The sequence below is a fragment of the Streptomyces sp. NPDC046261 genome (assembly GCF_040646235.1).
Taxonomy (GTDB): domain Bacteria; phylum Actinomycetota; class Actinomycetes; order Streptomycetales; family Streptomycetaceae; genus Streptomyces.
In genome coordinates, this window is the sequence record NZ_JBEYZU010000022.1 from 1 (window position 1) to 14,987 (window position 14,987).

At 76.9% G+C, this 14,987-nt stretch carries 15 protein-coding genes; 2 read left to right on the forward strand and 13 right to left on the reverse strand.

Going from position 1 to position 14,987, the window contains the following annotated elements; genetic code table 11:
* Positions 1 to 56: 56 nt before the first annotated feature.
* Positions 57 to 476 (reverse strand): CBS domain-containing protein, encoded by a 420-nt coding sequence (locus tag ABZ956_RS26725; RefSeq protein ID WP_361898891.1) that lies wholly within the window; start codon positions 474 to 476, stop codon positions 57 to 59.
* 49 nt (positions 477 to 525) lie between these two features.
* Entirely contained in the window at positions 526 to 1,107 is a 582-nt protein-coding gene (locus ABZ956_RS26730) for a hemerythrin domain-containing protein (protein ID WP_361898709.1), read from the reverse strand.
* A gap of 238 nt (positions 1,108 to 1,345) precedes the next feature.
* On the opposite strand from ABZ956_RS26730, the gene ABZ956_RS26735 reads away from it, so the two are divergent.
* Together ABZ956_RS26735 and ABZ956_RS26740 are read left to right on the forward strand one after the other, a co-directional pair.
* Entirely contained in the window at positions 1,346 to 2,305 is a 960-nt protein-coding gene (locus ABZ956_RS26735; protein ID WP_361898712.1) for an SDR family NAD(P)-dependent oxidoreductase, read from the forward strand.
* Positions 2,306 to 2,620: 315 nt separating this feature from the next.
* Entirely contained in the window at positions 2,621 to 3,982 is a 1,362-nt protein-coding gene (locus ABZ956_RS26740) for an MFS transporter (RefSeq protein ID WP_361898715.1), read from the forward strand.
* Between the two features lie 33 nt (positions 3,983 to 4,015).
* Here ABZ956_RS26740 and ABZ956_RS26745 read toward each other — a convergent pair whose 3' ends face one another.
* The 11 genes from ABZ956_RS26745 to ABZ956_RS26795 all read right to left on the reverse strand — a co-directional run bounded on the left by ABZ956_RS26745 (position 4,016) and on the right by ABZ956_RS26795 (position 14,880).
* A complete protein-coding gene (locus ABZ956_RS26745) occupies positions 4,016 to 4,243 on the reverse strand; it encodes a DUF6480 family protein (RefSeq protein WP_361898718.1) in 228 nt (75 codons plus the stop codon).
* A gap of 105 nt (positions 4,244 to 4,348) precedes the next feature.
* Positions 4,349 to 5,305, reverse strand: coding sequence for a glycosyltransferase family 9 protein (locus ABZ956_RS26750; protein WP_361898721.1), 957 nt, complete (start codon positions 5,303 to 5,305; stop codon positions 4,349 to 4,351).
* The gene (gene rfaE2, locus ABZ956_RS26755; RefSeq protein ID WP_361898724.1) at positions 5,302 to 6,720 is read right to left on the reverse strand and encodes a D-glycero-beta-D-manno-heptose 1-phosphate adenylyltransferase; all 1,419 of its coding nucleotides are present in this window, start codon (positions 6,718 to 6,720) and stop codon (positions 5,302 to 5,304) included. The genes ABZ956_RS26750 and rfaE2 overlap by 4 nt, the downstream gene beginning before the upstream one ends.
* Positions 6,717 to 7,352: an SIS domain-containing protein gene (locus tag ABZ956_RS26760; protein ID WP_361898727.1), complete on the reverse strand. Its 636-nt coding sequence runs from the start codon at positions 7,350 to 7,352 to the stop codon at positions 6,717 to 6,719. Before ABZ956_RS26760 ends, rfaE2 begins: the two co-directional genes overlap by 4 nt.
* A complete protein-coding gene (locus ABZ956_RS26765) occupies positions 7,349 to 8,569 on the reverse strand; it encodes a glycosyltransferase (protein WP_361898730.1) in 1,221 nt (406 codons plus the stop codon). Before ABZ956_RS26765 ends, ABZ956_RS26760 begins: the two co-directional genes overlap by 4 nt.
* Positions 8,566 to 9,528: a glycosyltransferase gene (locus tag ABZ956_RS26770; protein ID WP_361898732.1), complete on the reverse strand. Its 963-nt coding sequence runs from the start codon at positions 9,526 to 9,528 to the stop codon at positions 8,566 to 8,568. Before ABZ956_RS26770 ends, ABZ956_RS26765 begins: the two co-directional genes overlap by 4 nt.
* Positions 9,525 to 10,586, reverse strand: a complete 1,062-nt coding sequence (locus tag ABZ956_RS26775; protein WP_361898735.1) for a glycosyltransferase family 9 protein — start codon at positions 10,584 to 10,586, stop codon at positions 9,525 to 9,527. The genes ABZ956_RS26770 and ABZ956_RS26775 overlap by 4 nt, the downstream gene beginning before the upstream one ends.
* Positions 10,583 to 11,158, reverse strand: a complete 576-nt coding sequence (locus ABZ956_RS26780) for an HAD family hydrolase (RefSeq protein ID WP_361898738.1) — start codon at positions 11,156 to 11,158, stop codon at positions 10,583 to 10,585. The genes ABZ956_RS26775 and ABZ956_RS26780 overlap by 4 nt, the downstream gene beginning before the upstream one ends.
* Positions 11,155 to 12,225, reverse strand: coding sequence for a glycosyltransferase (locus tag ABZ956_RS26785; RefSeq protein ID WP_361898741.1), 1,071 nt, complete (start codon positions 12,223 to 12,225; stop codon positions 11,155 to 11,157). The genes ABZ956_RS26780 and ABZ956_RS26785 overlap by 4 nt, the downstream gene beginning before the upstream one ends.
* Positions 12,222 to 13,877: a carbamoyltransferase C-terminal domain-containing protein gene (locus ABZ956_RS26790; protein WP_361898744.1), complete on the reverse strand. Its 1,656-nt coding sequence runs from the start codon at positions 13,875 to 13,877 to the stop codon at positions 12,222 to 12,224. Before ABZ956_RS26790 ends, ABZ956_RS26785 begins: the two co-directional genes overlap by 4 nt.
* 40 nt (positions 13,878 to 13,917) lie before the next feature.
* Positions 13,918 to 14,880, reverse strand: a complete 963-nt coding sequence (locus tag ABZ956_RS26795) for a UDP-glucuronic acid decarboxylase family protein (protein ID WP_361898747.1) — start codon at positions 14,878 to 14,880, stop codon at positions 13,918 to 13,920.
* Positions 14,881 to 14,987 lie beyond the last annotated feature (107 nt).

Genomic DNA, 14,987 nt, shown 5'->3' on the forward strand with positions numbered 1-14,987 from the left:
GCCCGCCCTTCGGGCGGGCGCACGACGCGGGGAGCCGCAGGAGGGGTGCTGTCAGGTCAGCGGTCGGGCTCCGCCCGGCCGATGTCGGCGAGAGCCGAGTGCGGGTCCCGCTCCCGGGCGAGGTCGCCCAGGCTCACCAGGCCCACCGCACGGTCGTCCTCCACCACCGGCAGCCGCCGCACGGCGTACTGCCGCATCAGGGCGACGGCCTGCCCGGCGCTCTGGTACGGGCCGATCACGACCGGGTTCGGGGTGCACACCGAACCGGCGCTCAGGGCGAGCGGGTCCGCGCCGTCGGCGACCGCGCGGACGGTGATGTCCCGGTCGGTGATCACGCCCACCACGTAGTCGTCGCGCGCGACCACCACGTCCCCGATGTCCTGGTCGCGCATCAGCTGGGCGACCTCGGCCAGCGACGCCTCGGGAAGCACCGTCACCACCCCGTCGCTCATCACGTCCTTGACCAGTTGTGCCATCGTCTCCTCCACAGGAACCTCCTCGTGCGGGTACGGCCCGGTCACCGGTTCAGCCCGCGCGGAACACGCGGCGCACGGCGTCGCGCGTGCGGTCCGCCACGGCGGTCGCGGGGCCGAGCAGGGCGTTCTTCGTCGCGGACTGCGCGCCGGGGTGCGGGTGGGTCGGGGCGACGGCCTCCGCGGCCCGGACCGCCTTGGCCAGCAGCTGCAGCCTGGCCGGGTCCCCCTCCCGGCTCAGCCGGGCGAACTCGTGCTTCTCCTCCGCGCCGGCGTGGGCGAGCACGGACTCCCGCAGCGCCGTGAACTCCTCCACGAACTCCGGGGCGTCGGGGTCCAGTTCCTCGAGGCGCTTGAGCGACCGCTTGGCCGCCTCCTCCTCCTTGAGCCGGTCGGCCACCACCGGTTCGCCGCCGTCGACGGCCTGCCGGGCGTAGGGGTGGACGATCTCCTCCTCGGCCGTCTCGTGGACCGCCAGCAGATGGACCAGGAGCCGGAAGGAGTGGGCGCGTTCCCGGCCGGTGCGCGCGAGAACCTCGTCCAGCAGGCCACGGATCTCTTCGTGCTGCTTCTTCAGCAGCGCCACCACGTCATTGCTCTCCGGCAGCTGACCGGTGGTGTCGGGGGGTGCCATGTCGTACCTCCTCGAAACGTTGGTCTGTCGGGTCGTGCCGGGTACCCGGGGCCGCCCCGGCGACACCCGCGTCCACCGGGTCCCCGCCCCCGGCTGCCGTGCGCCCGTTCACACAGGGCGACGGTCCGCGACGGTGCGTGCCGGCTCCCGGCCCCGGCAGGTCGCCGCGGGCCCCCGGCGTGACACTGGAGGAGAGCGGTACCGGTACGTCCCACCCGTCCGCAGGAGGTGGCTTCCCATGGCTCGCTCGTCCCTCGACCGCCTGGACGGCGGCGTCGCGCTCGTGACCGGGTCCTCGCGCGGCCTCGGCCTGCTGATCGCCCGGGAGCTCGGCCGGCAGGGCTGCCCGGTGATGCTCTGCGCCCGTGACGGGGACGAACTCGAACGGGCCGAGAGCATGCTGCGCGAGGAGGGGGCCGACGTCCGCTCGCTGGTGTGCGACGTCAACGACGCACGGGCGGCACAGCGGCTCGTCAAGGCCACCGAGGCCGCGTTCGGGCGGCTGGACATCGTGGTCAACAACGCGGGCGTCATCCAGGTGGGCCCCCTCGACGCCATGACGGAGGCCGACTTCCGCGACGCCATGGAGACGATGTACTTCGCCCCGCTGCGGCTCGTCCTGGCCGCCGTACCCGGCATGCGCGAGCGCGGCGGCGGCCGGATCGTCACCATCAGCTCCCTCGGCGGCCGCATCCCCGCCCCGCACCTGCTGCCTTACGTCGGGGCGAAGTTCGCCACGGCGGGGCTCTCCCAAGGGCTGCGCGCCGAGCTGGCGGCCGACAAGATCAGCGTCACCACCGTCATCCCCGGCCTCATGCGCACCGGCTCGCACGTGGCGGCGGAGTTCAGCGGCCAGGCGGAGCGGGAGTACGCCTGGTTCGCCTCCGCGGCGGGCTTCCCGGTGCTGTCCATGGACGGTGAGCGCGCCGCGCGCGCCATCGTGCGGGCCGCCGCCCGGCGCCGGCCCGAACTGGTCCTCACCCCGGTCGGCAAGGTGGCCGTACGGCTGCACGGGCTCGCCCCCGCCACCACCACCCGCGCCCTGACCGTGGCCGCCCGCTGGCTCCCGGTCAGTGGTGAGGAGCCGGAGCACAACATGCCCGGCCGGCAGGCCGCCCGCAGCCTGGGCTCCGCCGCCGTGAACCGGATCACCGCGCTCAACGACCGCGCCGCCCGCCGCTTCAACCAGCCGGTCTGATTCCGCCCGGTATGACCCAGGTCACCGCTGTCGTCGCCGGGCCTTACGGCAGGGTGAGGCACCCCACAGCCGCCACGCTTCCCCCCACGGGGAAGCGCTTGTGACGATGGCGGGGACGTCGGCGTGACGCACCTGTGAGGGAGCGGCGCGCAGCGGCGTCCACACCGGCCCCGTCCGAGGGTTTCCGCACCCTCGGACGTCGCATGTCCGCACCCGTTGTGCCGCCCGCGCAGGGCGGCCTTTCCGTGCGCGGGCCGGCCCGCCGATCCCCGACCCCCGGACGGACCCTTGCGCTCCTCGTCTGCGACTCCCGCCGTGCCCGCCGGCTCCCCGGCGCCCGACTCCCCGCGCCCGCCGCGGACGGTCCGCGGCCTCCTCGGCCGCCGCCCGGCGGCCGAGCGGGGCGGCGACCGGTCCCCGTGGCGCTGCCTGCGCAGCCGCAGCATGCGCTGGTGGTCCGCCGCCAACCTGGTGTCCAACCTCGGCACGTGGATGCAGCTCACCGTGCAGAACCTGCTCGTGCTGCAGCTCACCGGCTCCGCCGCGACCACCGGCCTGTCACTGTCCGTGCAGGCCGCGCCCGGCCTGCTCTTCGGGCTGCTCGGCGGGGCCGTGGTGGACCGCTGGCCGCGCAAGGTCACCGCCGCCGTGAGCCAGGCCCTGCTGGCGCTCGTGGCCTTCGCCACCGCCGCGCTGGTGGCCTTCGACATGCTCAGCGTGCCCGTGCTGATGGCGCTCGCCGCCGTCACCGGTCTGATCGCCACCGTCGACGGCCCGGCCACCGCCCTGCTCGGCAACGACCTCGTCCCGGAGAAGGACGTGCCCTCGGCGATCGCGCTCGGCTCCGTCGTGCACAGCGTCGGCCGGCTGGCCGGCACCGCCCTGGCCGCGGTGGGCATCGCCACCATCGGCACCGCCGGCGCCTACGCGATCAATGGTGTGTCGTTCCTGTTCGTGACGGCCGTCATCCCCTTCCTGCGCCTGCAGCCGCACGCCCGCCAGGAGGCCGCGGCCGCCGCCGCGCGCCCGCGCGGCGAGGAGGGCGGCGGGCGCGCCGGACTGGCGTTCTTCCTCAGCCGCCGCAGCCTGGTCGCGCTCGCCGTGATCGCCGCGGTGAGCGCCGTCCTGGGCCGCAACTATCAGCTCACCCTCGCCACCCTGGTCACCGGGCCGCTGCACGGCGGCGCCGGCGCGTACGGCGTCGTCTCCGCCCTGCTCGCGGTCGGCGGCATCGTGGGCGCCGTGCTCGCCGGCCGGCTGCGCAAGCCCACCGTCCAGCTGGTCGCCCTGCTGGCCGCCGCCGGAGCCCTGCTGCAGATGGTGGCCGGCCTCAGCCCGGTGCTGCTGATGCTGCTCGTCATGGTCGTCCCCATGGCCATCGTGGAGTCGGTGTGCGACACGGCGACCAACACCGTGCTCCAGACCGACCCGCCGGCGCACATGCGCGGCCGCGTCCTCGGCGTCTGGCGCAGCGTCAGCACCGGCTGGGGCCTGGCCGGCCCGCCCCTGCTGGGCCTGCTGGTCCAGGGCGCGGGCGAGCGGGGCGCCCTGGTCCTGGGCGGCGCCGTCATCGTGGGCGTCATCGGTGCCGGCGCCCTGGCCCACCGGCGCCGGCGCACCGCCCGCCGCGCCGTGCCCGTGCTCGTACCCGAGCCGGCGTACGGAACCGCGGCCTGACCACGGCCTGACGACGGGCGCGACCGGCGGCGGTCAGACGATCGCCGCCCAGATGATGAACAGCACGAACATCGCCAGGACGCAGAAGCCGATCACGATGACCGGCCCCTTGCCCCAGCCGCGCGTGGGGTTGTACGTCTCCCGGGGGCCGGCACCGGCGGTGCTGTCCTCGCCCGGCGGCGTCTCGCCCGGCGGAACGCCTCCGCCGCCCTTCTCGCCCGGGGTACGCGGTACGTCGGGATCGGGGGTCGCACTGGTCATGGCAGACACCTCTCTCTTCCGCTCTCTCTTCCGCGGTCTTCTCCGGCCCTTCTGCGGCCTTACTCCCAGCCTTACTCCGGCCGCTCGTGGACGGGTTCACGCGGTTCACGCGTGAAGGGCCTCCTGCCGGTCCAGGGCCGCCAGGACCTCCTCCGGCCGGATGCGCAGCAGCAGCGGATCGGGGTGCCGGCCGTGCGGGTCACCCGGCGGCCCCGGATGCCACAGCGCGATATGGCGCGCGGACCGCGGCGGGCCCCACAGCGCCGGCGCGACCGGACCGAAGAGAGTGACGCTCGCCGTGCCGTACGCCACCGCCAGATGCGCCAGGCCCGTGTCCCCGCTGACCACGGCCCGGGCCCCGGCCACCAGGGCGGCCAGCACCCCGAACGGCAGCCCCCCGGGGAAGGCCCGGCACCCCGGCACGGCCACGCGCGCCACCAGGCCCTCCTCGCCCGGCCCCCCGGTGACCACCACCCGGTGCCCCCGGTCCAGCAACGCGCGCGCCACCGCCGCGTAACGCTCCGGCGGCCAGCAGCGCGCCGGCGCCGCCGCACCGGGGTGCAGCAGCACCGCGTCCGTGACGGGCGGGGTCACGGCCGGCCGGGGGAGCGCCAGATCACCGGCGTCGGCCGGGATGCCGTAGGCGCGCAGCAGCCGGCACCACCGCTCGCGCTCGTGCTCGTCCGGCCGCCACGCGGGCCCCCGCACCTCCGGCGTGCCCGGATGGGCGAACGCCAGCAGCCTGCCGGGCCGCAGCGCCGTCAGCAGACGGTGACTGGGCGGCCCGTTGCCGTGCAGGTCGACCGCGATCTCCGGAGGCGGCCCCCGCCACGGCAGGGCCCGCGGCACGTCCCGGCCGGGCGCCTCCGCCGGCAGCAAGGTGTCGACGGCACCCGAGGCGGCGGCCGCCGCCGCGAGGCCCGGCGGCGCGGCCAGCACCAGCTCGTGCCGCGGATAGGCCCGGCGCAGCGCGCGCAGCGCCGGCACGCCCGTGAGCAGGTCGCCCAGGCCCAGGGCCCGCAGGACCAGCAGCCGGGGCCGCTCCGGCCCGGCCGGCGTCATCCCCGCCCCGCGGGGGAGGAGCCGGCGCCGCCCTGCCCGGCGCCGAGGCTGTCGGCGGCCCGGGTGGCCAGCAGGGTGCTGGAACGGCCGTCGAGATAGGGCAGCAGGATCGCCTGGCCGCCCCACGCGGCCAGCCGCGCCGCCTCCGGGAGCTGCTCCACCGCGTAGTCGCCGCCCTTGACCCAGATGTGCGGCCGCAGCCGGGACAGCAGCTCGACGGGCGTGTCCTCGTCGAACACGGCGACGGCGTCCACGCACTGCAGGGCCCGCAGCACCCGGACCCGGTCGGCCAGCGGGTTCAGCGGCCGGCCCCGGCCCTTGCGGCGGCGCACCGAGGCGTCGGAGTTCAGGCACACGATCAGGCAGTCGCCGATGCCCCGGGCCTGCTGGAGCAGGCTGACGTGCCCGGCGTGCAGCAGATCGAAGCAGCCGCCCGCCGCCACCACCGTGCCGCCCGCCTCCCGCACCCGCCGCGCCAGCGCCGCGGCGTCCGCCCCGTCGCCCCCGTCCGCACCGGCCGGGTGCGGGCCCGGCACCGCGGCCCGCGGGCCGCCCTCGGCGACGTACCGGGTCGCCGCGGCCACGGCCCCCTGCACCGCCTCCGCGGGCAGCGCGCCGTCGCCCAGCAGCCCGGCGGCCGTCGCGGCGAAGCAGTCCCCGGCCCCGCACGCGTCACCGCTGTGCCGGGCCGGGGCCGGTACGAGCATGGGGCCGTCCCCTTGCGAGAGCAGCGCGCCCCGCCCGCCCAGCGTCACCGCCACGCACACCGCCCGCCAGCGCCGCACGAGCTCCGCCGCCGTGCGGGCCACCGCGCTGAGGTCCTCGCCGGCCGCCGGCTGCTCCCCGGCGAACCGGCGGGCCTCCTCGCCCGTCGGGGTCACCAGCCGCGCGCCCGGCGCCGGCGGGCCGCCGCGCGGGTGCGGATCCCACACCAGCGCCGCCCGCCGGGCCCGGGCGGCCAGCTCCTCGCGCAGCACCTCGGCGGCGCCGCGCGCGTAGTCGGCCACCAGCACGGCGGGCGCCTCGGCCAGGACCCGGCGCGCCCATGACGTGGCGCCCGCCGCCCGGCCGTCGCCGCGGTCCAGCCGCACCACCGGCCGCCCGCCCGCCATGACCCGGGTCTTCTCCGCCAGCGGACCGTCCAGCGGCAGCGGCACCAGCGTCATCAGCGGCTCGAGCATGGCCCGCACCTGCCGGCTCGCCGCGTCCGTGCCCAGCGGCGCGATGAGCGTCACCGCCCGGCCCGACCGCGCCGCCAGATAGGCCGCCAGCGCCGCGCCGCCCGGGCGCAGCAGCTCCCGGCACCCGTCCAGCACGGGCACCGGCGCGTCCGGGGCGAGCCGCTCGGCCCTGCCGACCAGGTCCCGGTCGAGCAGCGCGTCACCGACCACCAGCAGGGGCGTCCCGGCACTCATGGCATCCCCTTCCACGTCCCGGCCCCCGGGAAGCGCCCGGTGCCGAGCGCCGTGTCGAAGGCGTCGCACATCATGTGCACCGCCACCAGATGCAGCTCCTGGACGGTCGCCGTGGTGGTGGCCTCCACGCACAGCGTCTCGTCGCCCGCCTCGGCCAGCGGGTTCGGTGCCGGGCCGGTCAGCGACCACACCGCCGCTGCCGCCTGCCGGCCCGCCGCGGCCGCCCGCAGCAGGTTGGGGCTGGCGCCGCTCGTCGACAGCAGGATCAGCACGTCGCCGGGCCGGGCGTGCGCCCGCACCTGACGGGCGAACAGCTCATCGGCGCCGTAGTCGTTGACGATGGCCGTGCAGCTGGAGGTGTCGGTGTGCAGGGCGAGGGCCGAGAACGGGGCCCGGTCCTCGCGGTAGCGGCCCACGAGTTCGGCGGTCAGGTGCTGGGCCTGCGCGGCGCTGCCGCCGTTGCCGGCCGCCAGCAGCCGGCTCCCGGAGGAGAGGGCGGCCGCGAGGCGGGCCCCCCACCGCTGCGCGGTGACGGCCTCCTCCTCGCGGAACCGCTCCAGGGCGGCCAGCAGCCGGCCGCAGTGGTCGCCGCCCGCGGCGGTCCCTGCCCGAGTGGTGCGCGTGACGGTCATCGCGGGGCTCCCGTCGGTATGCGGCGGTGGTCGGCGACCCGGTCGTAGACGCCCTCGACGCCGTCCGCCACCCGGTCCCAGGTGAAGTGGCCGAGGGCGCGCACGCGCCCGGCCCGGCCGTAGGACCGCAGCCGCTCGGGGGAGTCGAGCAGCGCGCGCACCGCCTCCGCGAGGGGGTCGGGCAGGCCCGGCGGGACCAGCAGCCCCGTCTCCCCGTGGGCGACGGTGTCCCGGTGCCCGCCGACGTCGGTCGCCACCACCGGCACGCCACAGGCCATGGCCTCCAGCGGCACGATGCCGAACGGCTCGTACACCGGCGTGCACAGCACCACGTCCGCGCTGCGCAGCAGCGCCGGCATGTCCTCGTGGGGCACGCACCCGAGCAGCACCAGCCGGTCGGCCACCCGCAGCCGGCGGGCGAGGGCGAGCAGCCGCATCGCCTCGGGGTCCTTGGCGAGCCCGTCGGCGGGCGGGCCGCCCGCCACCAGCAGTTCGGCGTCCGGGATGCGCCGCAGGGCCCGCAGCGCGAGGTCGACGCCCTTGCGGGGGACGAGGCGGCCCACCGCCAGCAGCCGGTGCCGGCACCGGCGCCCGGGGGTCAGGGCGATCCGGCCGCGGGCCGTGAAGTGCTCGGTGTCCACCCCGCAGGGCACCACGGTGCAGCGCCCGGGCGGGATGCCCATCGAGGCCAGCTCGCGCACCTCGTCCGAGCAGGTGGCGAGGACACGGGCGCAGGAGGTGCCGATCTCCCGCTCGATGCCCAGGCGTTCGGCCGGGCTGGTGTCGGCCGCCCCCTGGTGGCGCCGCTTGACGGTGCCCAGCGCGTGGTAGGTCTGCACGACCGGCAGGGACAGGCCGTGGGCGCCGCGCAGCGCGGCCATGCCCGACATCCAGAAGTGGGCGTGCACGACGTCGGGGCGCTCGTGCCGCCAGGCCCGCGCCAGCTGGTCGGCGAACTGCGGCATGTGGGCGAAGAGCGCGTCCTTGGGCAGCGTCCTGGCCGGGCCGGCCCGCACGTGCTCGACCACCGCCCCGGCCGGCAGCGGCACCCGGTCCGGCAGCGAGGCGTCGTCCCGGCGGGTGTGCACGGTCACGTCGTGGCCGCGGGCGGCGAGGAGTTCCGCCAGGCGTGCGACGTAGACGTTCTGGCCTCCCGCGTCGGGTCCGCCGAGCGCCGCCAGCGGACTCGCGTGCTCGGACACCATGGCGATCCTCATCGCGTGACCTCCTTGATCAGGTACTCCCAGTCGTCCAGGAACCGCTGGAGCCCGTACCGGGCGAGGGCCGCCGCCCTGGCCGCCCTGCCCGTCTCGCGGGCCCGGGCGGGATCGGCGATGAAGTCCCGGATCGCGTCGCGCAGCAGCTCCGGCCGGTTGGAGACGACCCCCGCGCGCGCCGGCACGGCCTCGGCCACCTCGGTGGTGGCCAGCGCCACGACCGGCATGCCCAGGTGCATGGCCTCCAGCAGGGAGAGCCCCAGGGACGTCCAGCGCACCGGGTGCAGATAGACCCGGCGCTCGGCCATCTCCCGGTGCAGCGCGCTCTGGACGAGCTCCTGGCCGTTGCAGCGCTCCGCCGGCACGCCCAGGCGGCCGGCCAGGCCGTCGGTACCCATGCCGAAGACGTCGAGCGGCGCGGCCTCGCTGAAGTAGGGGAGCAGGTCGGTACCGGTCGTACGACCGCGCCGCAGCGGCTCGTTGACGACCACGGCGGCCCGCTCCAGGCGGCCGGTCCACAGCGGGCCCGGGTCGACGATGCCGTGCTCGATGACGGTGGTCGGCGTGGTGCCGCAGTCCCACATGAGCCGGTTGAAGTGCGTGACGTGCACGACCGTCAGCTCAGGCCGGTCGGCGGCCGGATGCCGGGTGTCGGGCACAGGTCCGCCGGGCGCGTTGTGCTCGAGGTAGACCGCGGGCACGTCGGTGCCCGGGCGCAGGCCGAGCCAGCGCCGTACCAGGGCCGGCTCGTGCGGCCGCTGAACGACGACCAGGTCGATGCCGGCCTCGCCCAGCCGGTCCGGGGGCAGTTCCACGACGGAGGCGGGCCAGTCGAAGGTGGCGGCGCGGCCGAGCCCGTCCGGTCCCCGGCCGGGGGTCACCGGCACCACGTAGGTGTGCGGGCCCCGGACGAACGCCGTCGTCCACGAACCGTGTACGTGCCACAGCAGGATCCTCATGGCGTCCGCCCCCCGGGGGCGTCCGGGCCGGCGCCGGGCCCCTCGTCGAGGCCGGGGGACCGCCCGGTGAGCTTCTCCACGGCCGCCAGGACGTCCTCGGGCGACACCCCGTTCAGGCACGGGTGCCCGGGCACCGGGCAGACCCGGGCCCGGCTGCCCGCGCACGGGGCCCGCTCGTCCCCCAGCAGGACGTGCGGCACGCCGAAGGGGGCCCACCGCTCCGCCGGCACCACGGGCGCGAACAGGGACACCACGGGCGTGCCGACCGCGGCGGCCAGATGGGCCGGCCCGGTGTTGCCGACCACCACGGCCACGGCGCCCCGCAGCACCCCGGCCAGCTCGGCCGGCCCGGTGCGCCCGCCGAGGTCGAGGGCGGCCCCGCCCGCGACGGCCGCCGTCAGCTCCCGCTCGCCCGGGCCCCCGGTGACCACGACCCGGTATCCGGCCCGCGCCAGCCCCCGCACCGCCGCCGCGCACCGCTCGCGGCCCCACTGCCGGGCCGGCACCGCCGCGCCGGGGTGCACGACCACGTACCCGTCGCCGCCCACGAGCGGGCCCGGATCGGGAGGTTCCCGCACCGCGAGCCGCCCGTCGTCGCCCTCCGGCAGCGCGAACCCCGCCGCCCGGGCCAGATCCAGGGCGGCGAGCACCTCGTGCCGCCGGGGCGCGCGCCGGTGCCGTACGTCCAGCAGCGAGCCCGGATAGTCGGCGCAGTCCGCCGCCAGGCGCGGCACCCCCGCCATCCGCAGGAGCAGCGCCGTGGGCAGCGGGCTCTGATGGAAGGAGGTGAGCACCAACGCGACGTCCGGCGGTGCCTGCGCGATGCCCGCCACGAACCGTTCGATGCCCGCCTCTTCGACCCCCGGTGGCTCGAAGCCCACCCACGGCGCGTCCCACACGAGCACCTCGTCGACCCCGGGCAGCATCCGGGCCGCCGGGGCGCCGCGCGGCCCGCACAGCAGCGTCGTGCGGTCGGCGCGCGCCGCGACGGCACGGACCGCCGGCCCGGCGAGCAGGACGTCGCCGAAGCTGTCCAGGCGTGCCACGAGTGCCTTCACCGCGGGTCTCCTTCCAGCGCGGGACCGCGTGCCGGCGCGGCACCGGGGGCGCCGAGCAGGTCGCGCACCGCGCCCAGGAGGTGCGGCGCGCGGTGCGCGGCGCGCCGTACCTCCTCGGGCCGGGTCACCGGGGTCGGCACCAGGACGCCCAGGGCGCCGGCCGCGGCGGCCGCCTCCATGTCGGAGCCGATGTCCCCGACCACCACGCAGTCGCCCGGCGACAGGCCCAGGTCACGGGCGGCGGCCAGGACCAGGCCCGGCGCCGGCTTGCGGCAGCCGCAGCCGTCGTCCGGGCCGTGCGGGCACACCGCCCACACGTCGAACGGGCCCAGCAGCCGCTCCACCCGCTCGTTGACCAGGCGCAGCTGAGCCGTCGTGATCAGGCCGCGGGCCACGCCCGACTGGTTGGTGATCACACCGGTGCGCACCCCGTGCCGCCGCAGCAGCGCCAGGGCGGCCCGGGCGCCGGCCATCGGGACGACGCGGCGCGGGTCGCCGTTGTAGGGGACGTTCTCCACCAGCGTGCCGTCCCGGTCGAACAGCACGGCGGCGGGCGGCCCGCCCCGGTTCACGGGACCGGTCCTTCCCGCAGGGCCGACCGCACCGGCACCGGCACGACGCGGGGCGGCGCCGAGGTGTCGGGCAGGGGCCGGGCGGCACGATGACGCCAGGTGCCGCGCACCCGGTGCCAGACGGCCAGCGGCGGGATGGCCACGGACGTGGTGAGCATGGCCGCCACCTCCGCCGTCGTGCGCGGGCCCGGCGCGATGCGGGCGGCGGCGAAGCGCGCCGTGCCCAGCGCCCAGCCGAGGGCGGCACCCGCCCCCGCCGTCCGGTGCCCGGTCAGCGCCAGCACGGCCGCCGCGGCCCCCGCGGCGGTGACCGCCGCGTGCGCCCGCACGCGGCCGCGCGGCGCTCCGGCCCGCTCCCACCAGTCGCGGCCGTGCAGCCGCACCATCAGCGCGTCGTCCGCGTTGCCCGCCTGGGTGCGCAGCGACACCCAGCGGCCCGCCGCCCGCACCGGGTGCCGGGTCGTGCGGGTGCCCGTCTCCAGGTGCCGGCCCGCGCCGATGACCCGCAGCGCCAGGTCCGCGTCCTCACGGAAGGCGCGGGGGAAACGCTCGTCGAAGCCGCCGACGGCCGCGAGGACCGAGCGCCGGTAGGCCATGTCGGCGGTCGCCCAGCGGGCCTGGGCCAGACCGGCGGTGTTGCGCTCCCAGTCCGTGGGCCGCCGCCCGGCCGGCAGGGGCACCTCGATGACGCCCTGCACCCCGCCGACGTCCGGCGCCGCGCAGGTCAGGTCGCACACCAGCTCGTCGCGCCAGGCGGCACCGACCTGGACGTCGTCGTCGAGGAAGACCACCCACGGGGCGTCCACCGTCCGCCAGCCCGCGTTGCGCGCGGCCGCCGGCCCCCGCCCGCCGCTGGTCACCGTGCGGGCGTGCGTGCGCAGTTCACCGAGCGCCTCCAGCGACAGCGGCGGCCGCGGGTGACGGGCCCCGGGCCGGTCGTCGACGACGACGATCTCCCGCGGCGGTGGGCCGCTGGAGCGGGCCAGGGCCGTCAGACAGTCGGCGAGGCACGCGCGGCCGATGGTGGGGATGACGACCGCGTACACCGGAAAGTCCGTCGTGCTCATGCCGCCCCCTTCCCGCCGGCGTAGGCATGGGCCCGCCGCACGGCGTACGGCCCGATCGCCAGCAGGTCCACCGGAGCCGAACCGAAGCACTCCAGGGCGTCGCGGGGATCGTCGACCATCGGCCGGCCCGCGGTGTTGAGGCTGGTGTTGACGACGACCGGCAGCCCGGTGCGCTGCTCGAAGGCGGCCAGCATCCGGGCGACCAGCGGCTCCCGCCCCGGGTCCACGGTCTGGATCCGGGCGGTGCCGTCCACATGGACGACGGCCGGGATGCGCTCCCGCCAGGGCCTTGCCACCCCGTGCACGAAGAGCATGTACGGGCTCGGCAGCGGCCCTTCGAAGATCTCCGCGGCACGGTCGGCGAGGACCATCGGCGCGACCGGCCGGAACTCCTCCCGCCCCTTGACGTGGTTGAGCCGCTCGAGATTCTCCGCCCGGCCGGGATGGGCCAGCAGCGAACGGTGGCCCAGCGCCCTCGGCCCGTACTCGCTGCGGCCCTGGAACCAGGCGACGATGCCGTCGCGCGCCAGCTCCTCGGCCACCGCCGCGGCGATGTCCGGCGGCCGCTCGAAGGGCACGTGCGCCCGCTCCAGCCAGGCCCGCAGCTCCTCGTCCGACCAGCCCCGGCCCAGGTCCGCGCCCTCCATCGGCGCGGCCGGCTCGCCGTGGGCCGCCGCCAGGTGCAGCGCCGCGCCCAGGGCGGTGCCCGCGTCACCGGCGGCGGGCTGCACCCACACATGGCGGAACGGGCCCTCCACCGCGATCCGGGAGTTGGCCACGCAGTTGAGCGCCACCCCGCCGGCCATGGCCAGCGAACCGGCGCCGGTACGGCCGTGCAGCCACCGCACCAGGTCGAGCAGCAGCTCCTCCAGGCACGTCTGGGTGCTCGAGGCGAGGTCCGCGTGGTCCTGGGTCCACTCCTGGCCCGCCGCGCGCGGCTCGGTCAGCGCCCCCCACGGCACGGCGTGCGCGACGAAGCCGCCGTCGCCCGTGGCGTACAGATGCTCCCGCAGCTCCGTCAGGAACCGCGGCTTGCCGTACGCCGCCAGTGCCATCACCTTGTACTCGTCGCTGCTGCGCAGGAAGCCCAGATGCTCCGTCAGCTCCTCGTAGACCAGGCCCAGCGACTGGGGCAGCACCTGGGTGGCGAGCACCTCCAGCGCGCCGCCGGTGTACCGGCCGGCCAGGTGCGAGGCGCACTCGCCGCGCCCGTCGAGGACCAGCACGGCGCTGTCGGGGTGCGGCGTCGCCAGGCCCGCGGAGGCCGCGTGCGCGACGTGGTGGGGGACGAACCGCACCCGGGCGGGGTCCAGGCCCACCAGCGCCTCGGCGAGGAAGCCGGGCGCCTCGCGGGCGTAGGTCTGCCGCAGGTGGTCCCACGGGTCGTCCAGGCCCACCTCGGCGGCCGGGCGGGCCAGCGCCGGGTCGTAGGAGTACCCGACGGCGTCCAGGTCGCCCGGCGTGAGTCCCGCGTGGGCCAGGCACCAGGCGGCGGCCTGGTACGGCAGTTCCCAGGCGGCGAACGGTACGGGGCGCTTGCCGTGCTTCCGCCGGGAGAACCGCTCCTCCTCGGCGGCCGCGACGATCCGCCCGTCGACCACCAGCGCGGCGGCCGGGTCGTGGAAGAGGGCGTTGATACCGAGGATGCGCATGGCGTGCTCCGTGTCTGGTGGACGGTCGGGTCGGTCGGACTCACAGGAGGGCGGACCGGGCGAACCACTCCACGGTCCGCTTCAGGCCCTCCTCGCGGCCGACCCGGGGCTGCCAGCCCAGTTCGCGGCGGGCCTTGGAGGTGTCGGGGCGGCGCCTGGCCGGGTCGTCGGCGGGCCGGTCGACGAAGCGGATGACGGACGCCGAGCCCGTCAGGTCGACGATGTGCCGGGCGAGGTCGAGCATCGTCGTCTCCTCGCCGCCGCCGATGTTCACCGGGCCGGGGCGCCCGCTGGCCGCGAGCGCCACGATCCCGTCGACCGTGTCGTCGATGTAGGTCAGCGACCGGGTCTGGCTGCCGTCGCCCGCCACCGTCAGCGGCTCGCCGTCCAGGGCCTGCCGGATGAACGTGGGCACCGCGCGGCCGTCACCGGCGCGCATCCGGGGGCCGTAGGTGTTGAAGATGCGCACGATCGAGGTGTCCGAGCCGCGGGCCCGCCGATAGGCGGTGACCAGCGCCTCGGCGAAGCGTTTGGACTCGTCGTAGACGCTGCGCGGCCCGATCGGATTGACGTTGCCCCAGTACTCCTCGCGCTGGGGGTGTTCCAGGGGGTCCCCGTACACCTCCGAGGTCGAGGCCAGCAGGAAGCGCGCGTCGTCGCGGTGGGCCAGCTCCAGGGCGGCGCGGGTGCCGCTGCTGCCCACCTCCAGCGTCTCGATCGGCAGCCGCAGGTAGTCGGCGGGCGAGGCCGGGCACGCCAGGTGGAGCACCAGGTGGACCCGCCCGGGTATGCCGGCCAGCGTCTCCGGCCGCGAGACGTCGGCCTGAAGGAAGCTGAAGCCGGGATGGTCCCGCAGGTGCGCGATGTTGGCCGGGGAGCCGGTGGCCAGGTTGTCGACGCAGCACACCTCGCAGCCCTCGGCCAGCAGCCGTTCGCACACGTGGGACCCGACGAACCCGGCCCCACCGGTGACCACCGCACGGTTCCAGCGTCGTTCGTCCATGATCACACTCCTTCGCGTGCCGGGAGGGGCCGGGAGCGGCCGGCGCACGGGCGCGGCCTGCCGCACCTTTTCGGGTGCCGCGTGGGTCCTGTCGGCTGCGTGGAATT

Coding starts and splice junctions, on each gene's coding strand:
- ABZ956_RS26745 (WP_361898718.1), bottom strand. CDS start 4,243: ATGACCAGTGCGACCCCCGATCCCGACGTACCGCGTACCCCGGGCGAG.
- ABZ956_RS26765 (WP_361898730.1), bottom strand. CDS start 8,569: ATGAGGATCGCCATGGTGTCCGAGCACGCGAGTCCGCTGGCGGCGCTC.
- ABZ956_RS26785 (WP_361898741.1), bottom strand. CDS start 12,225: ATGAGCACGACGGACTTTCCGGTGTACGCGGTCGTCATCCCCACCATC.
- ABZ956_RS26725 (WP_361898891.1), bottom strand. CDS start 476: ATGGCACAACTGGTCAAGGACGTGATGAGCGACGGGGTGGTGACGGTG.
- ABZ956_RS26795 (WP_361898747.1), bottom strand. CDS start 14,880: ATGGACGAACGACGCTGGAACCGTGCGGTGGTCACCGGTGGGGCCGGG.
- ABZ956_RS26770 (WP_361898732.1), bottom strand. CDS start 9,528: ATGAGGATCCTGCTGTGGCACGTACACGGTTCGTGGACGACGGCGTTC.
- ABZ956_RS26730 (WP_361898709.1), bottom strand. CDS start 1,107: ATGGCACCCCCCGACACCACCGGTCAGCTGCCGGAGAGCAATGACGTG.
- ABZ956_RS26760 (WP_361898727.1), bottom strand. CDS start 7,352: ATGACCGTCACGCGCACCACTCGGGCAGGGACCGCCGCGGGCGGCGAC.
- ABZ956_RS26750 (WP_361898721.1), bottom strand. CDS start 5,305: ATGACGCCGGCCGGGCCGGAGCGGCCCCGGCTGCTGGTCCTGCGGGCC.
- rfaE2 (WP_361898724.1), bottom strand. CDS start 6,720: ATGAGTGCCGGGACGCCCCTGCTGGTGGTCGGTGACGCGCTGCTCGAC.
- ABZ956_RS26735 (WP_361898712.1), top strand. CDS start 1,346: ATGGCTCGCTCGTCCCTCGACCGCCTGGACGGCGGCGTCGCGCTCGTG.
- ABZ956_RS26790 (WP_361898744.1), bottom strand. CDS start 13,877: ATGCGCATCCTCGGTATCAACGCCCTCTTCCACGACCCGGCCGCCGCG.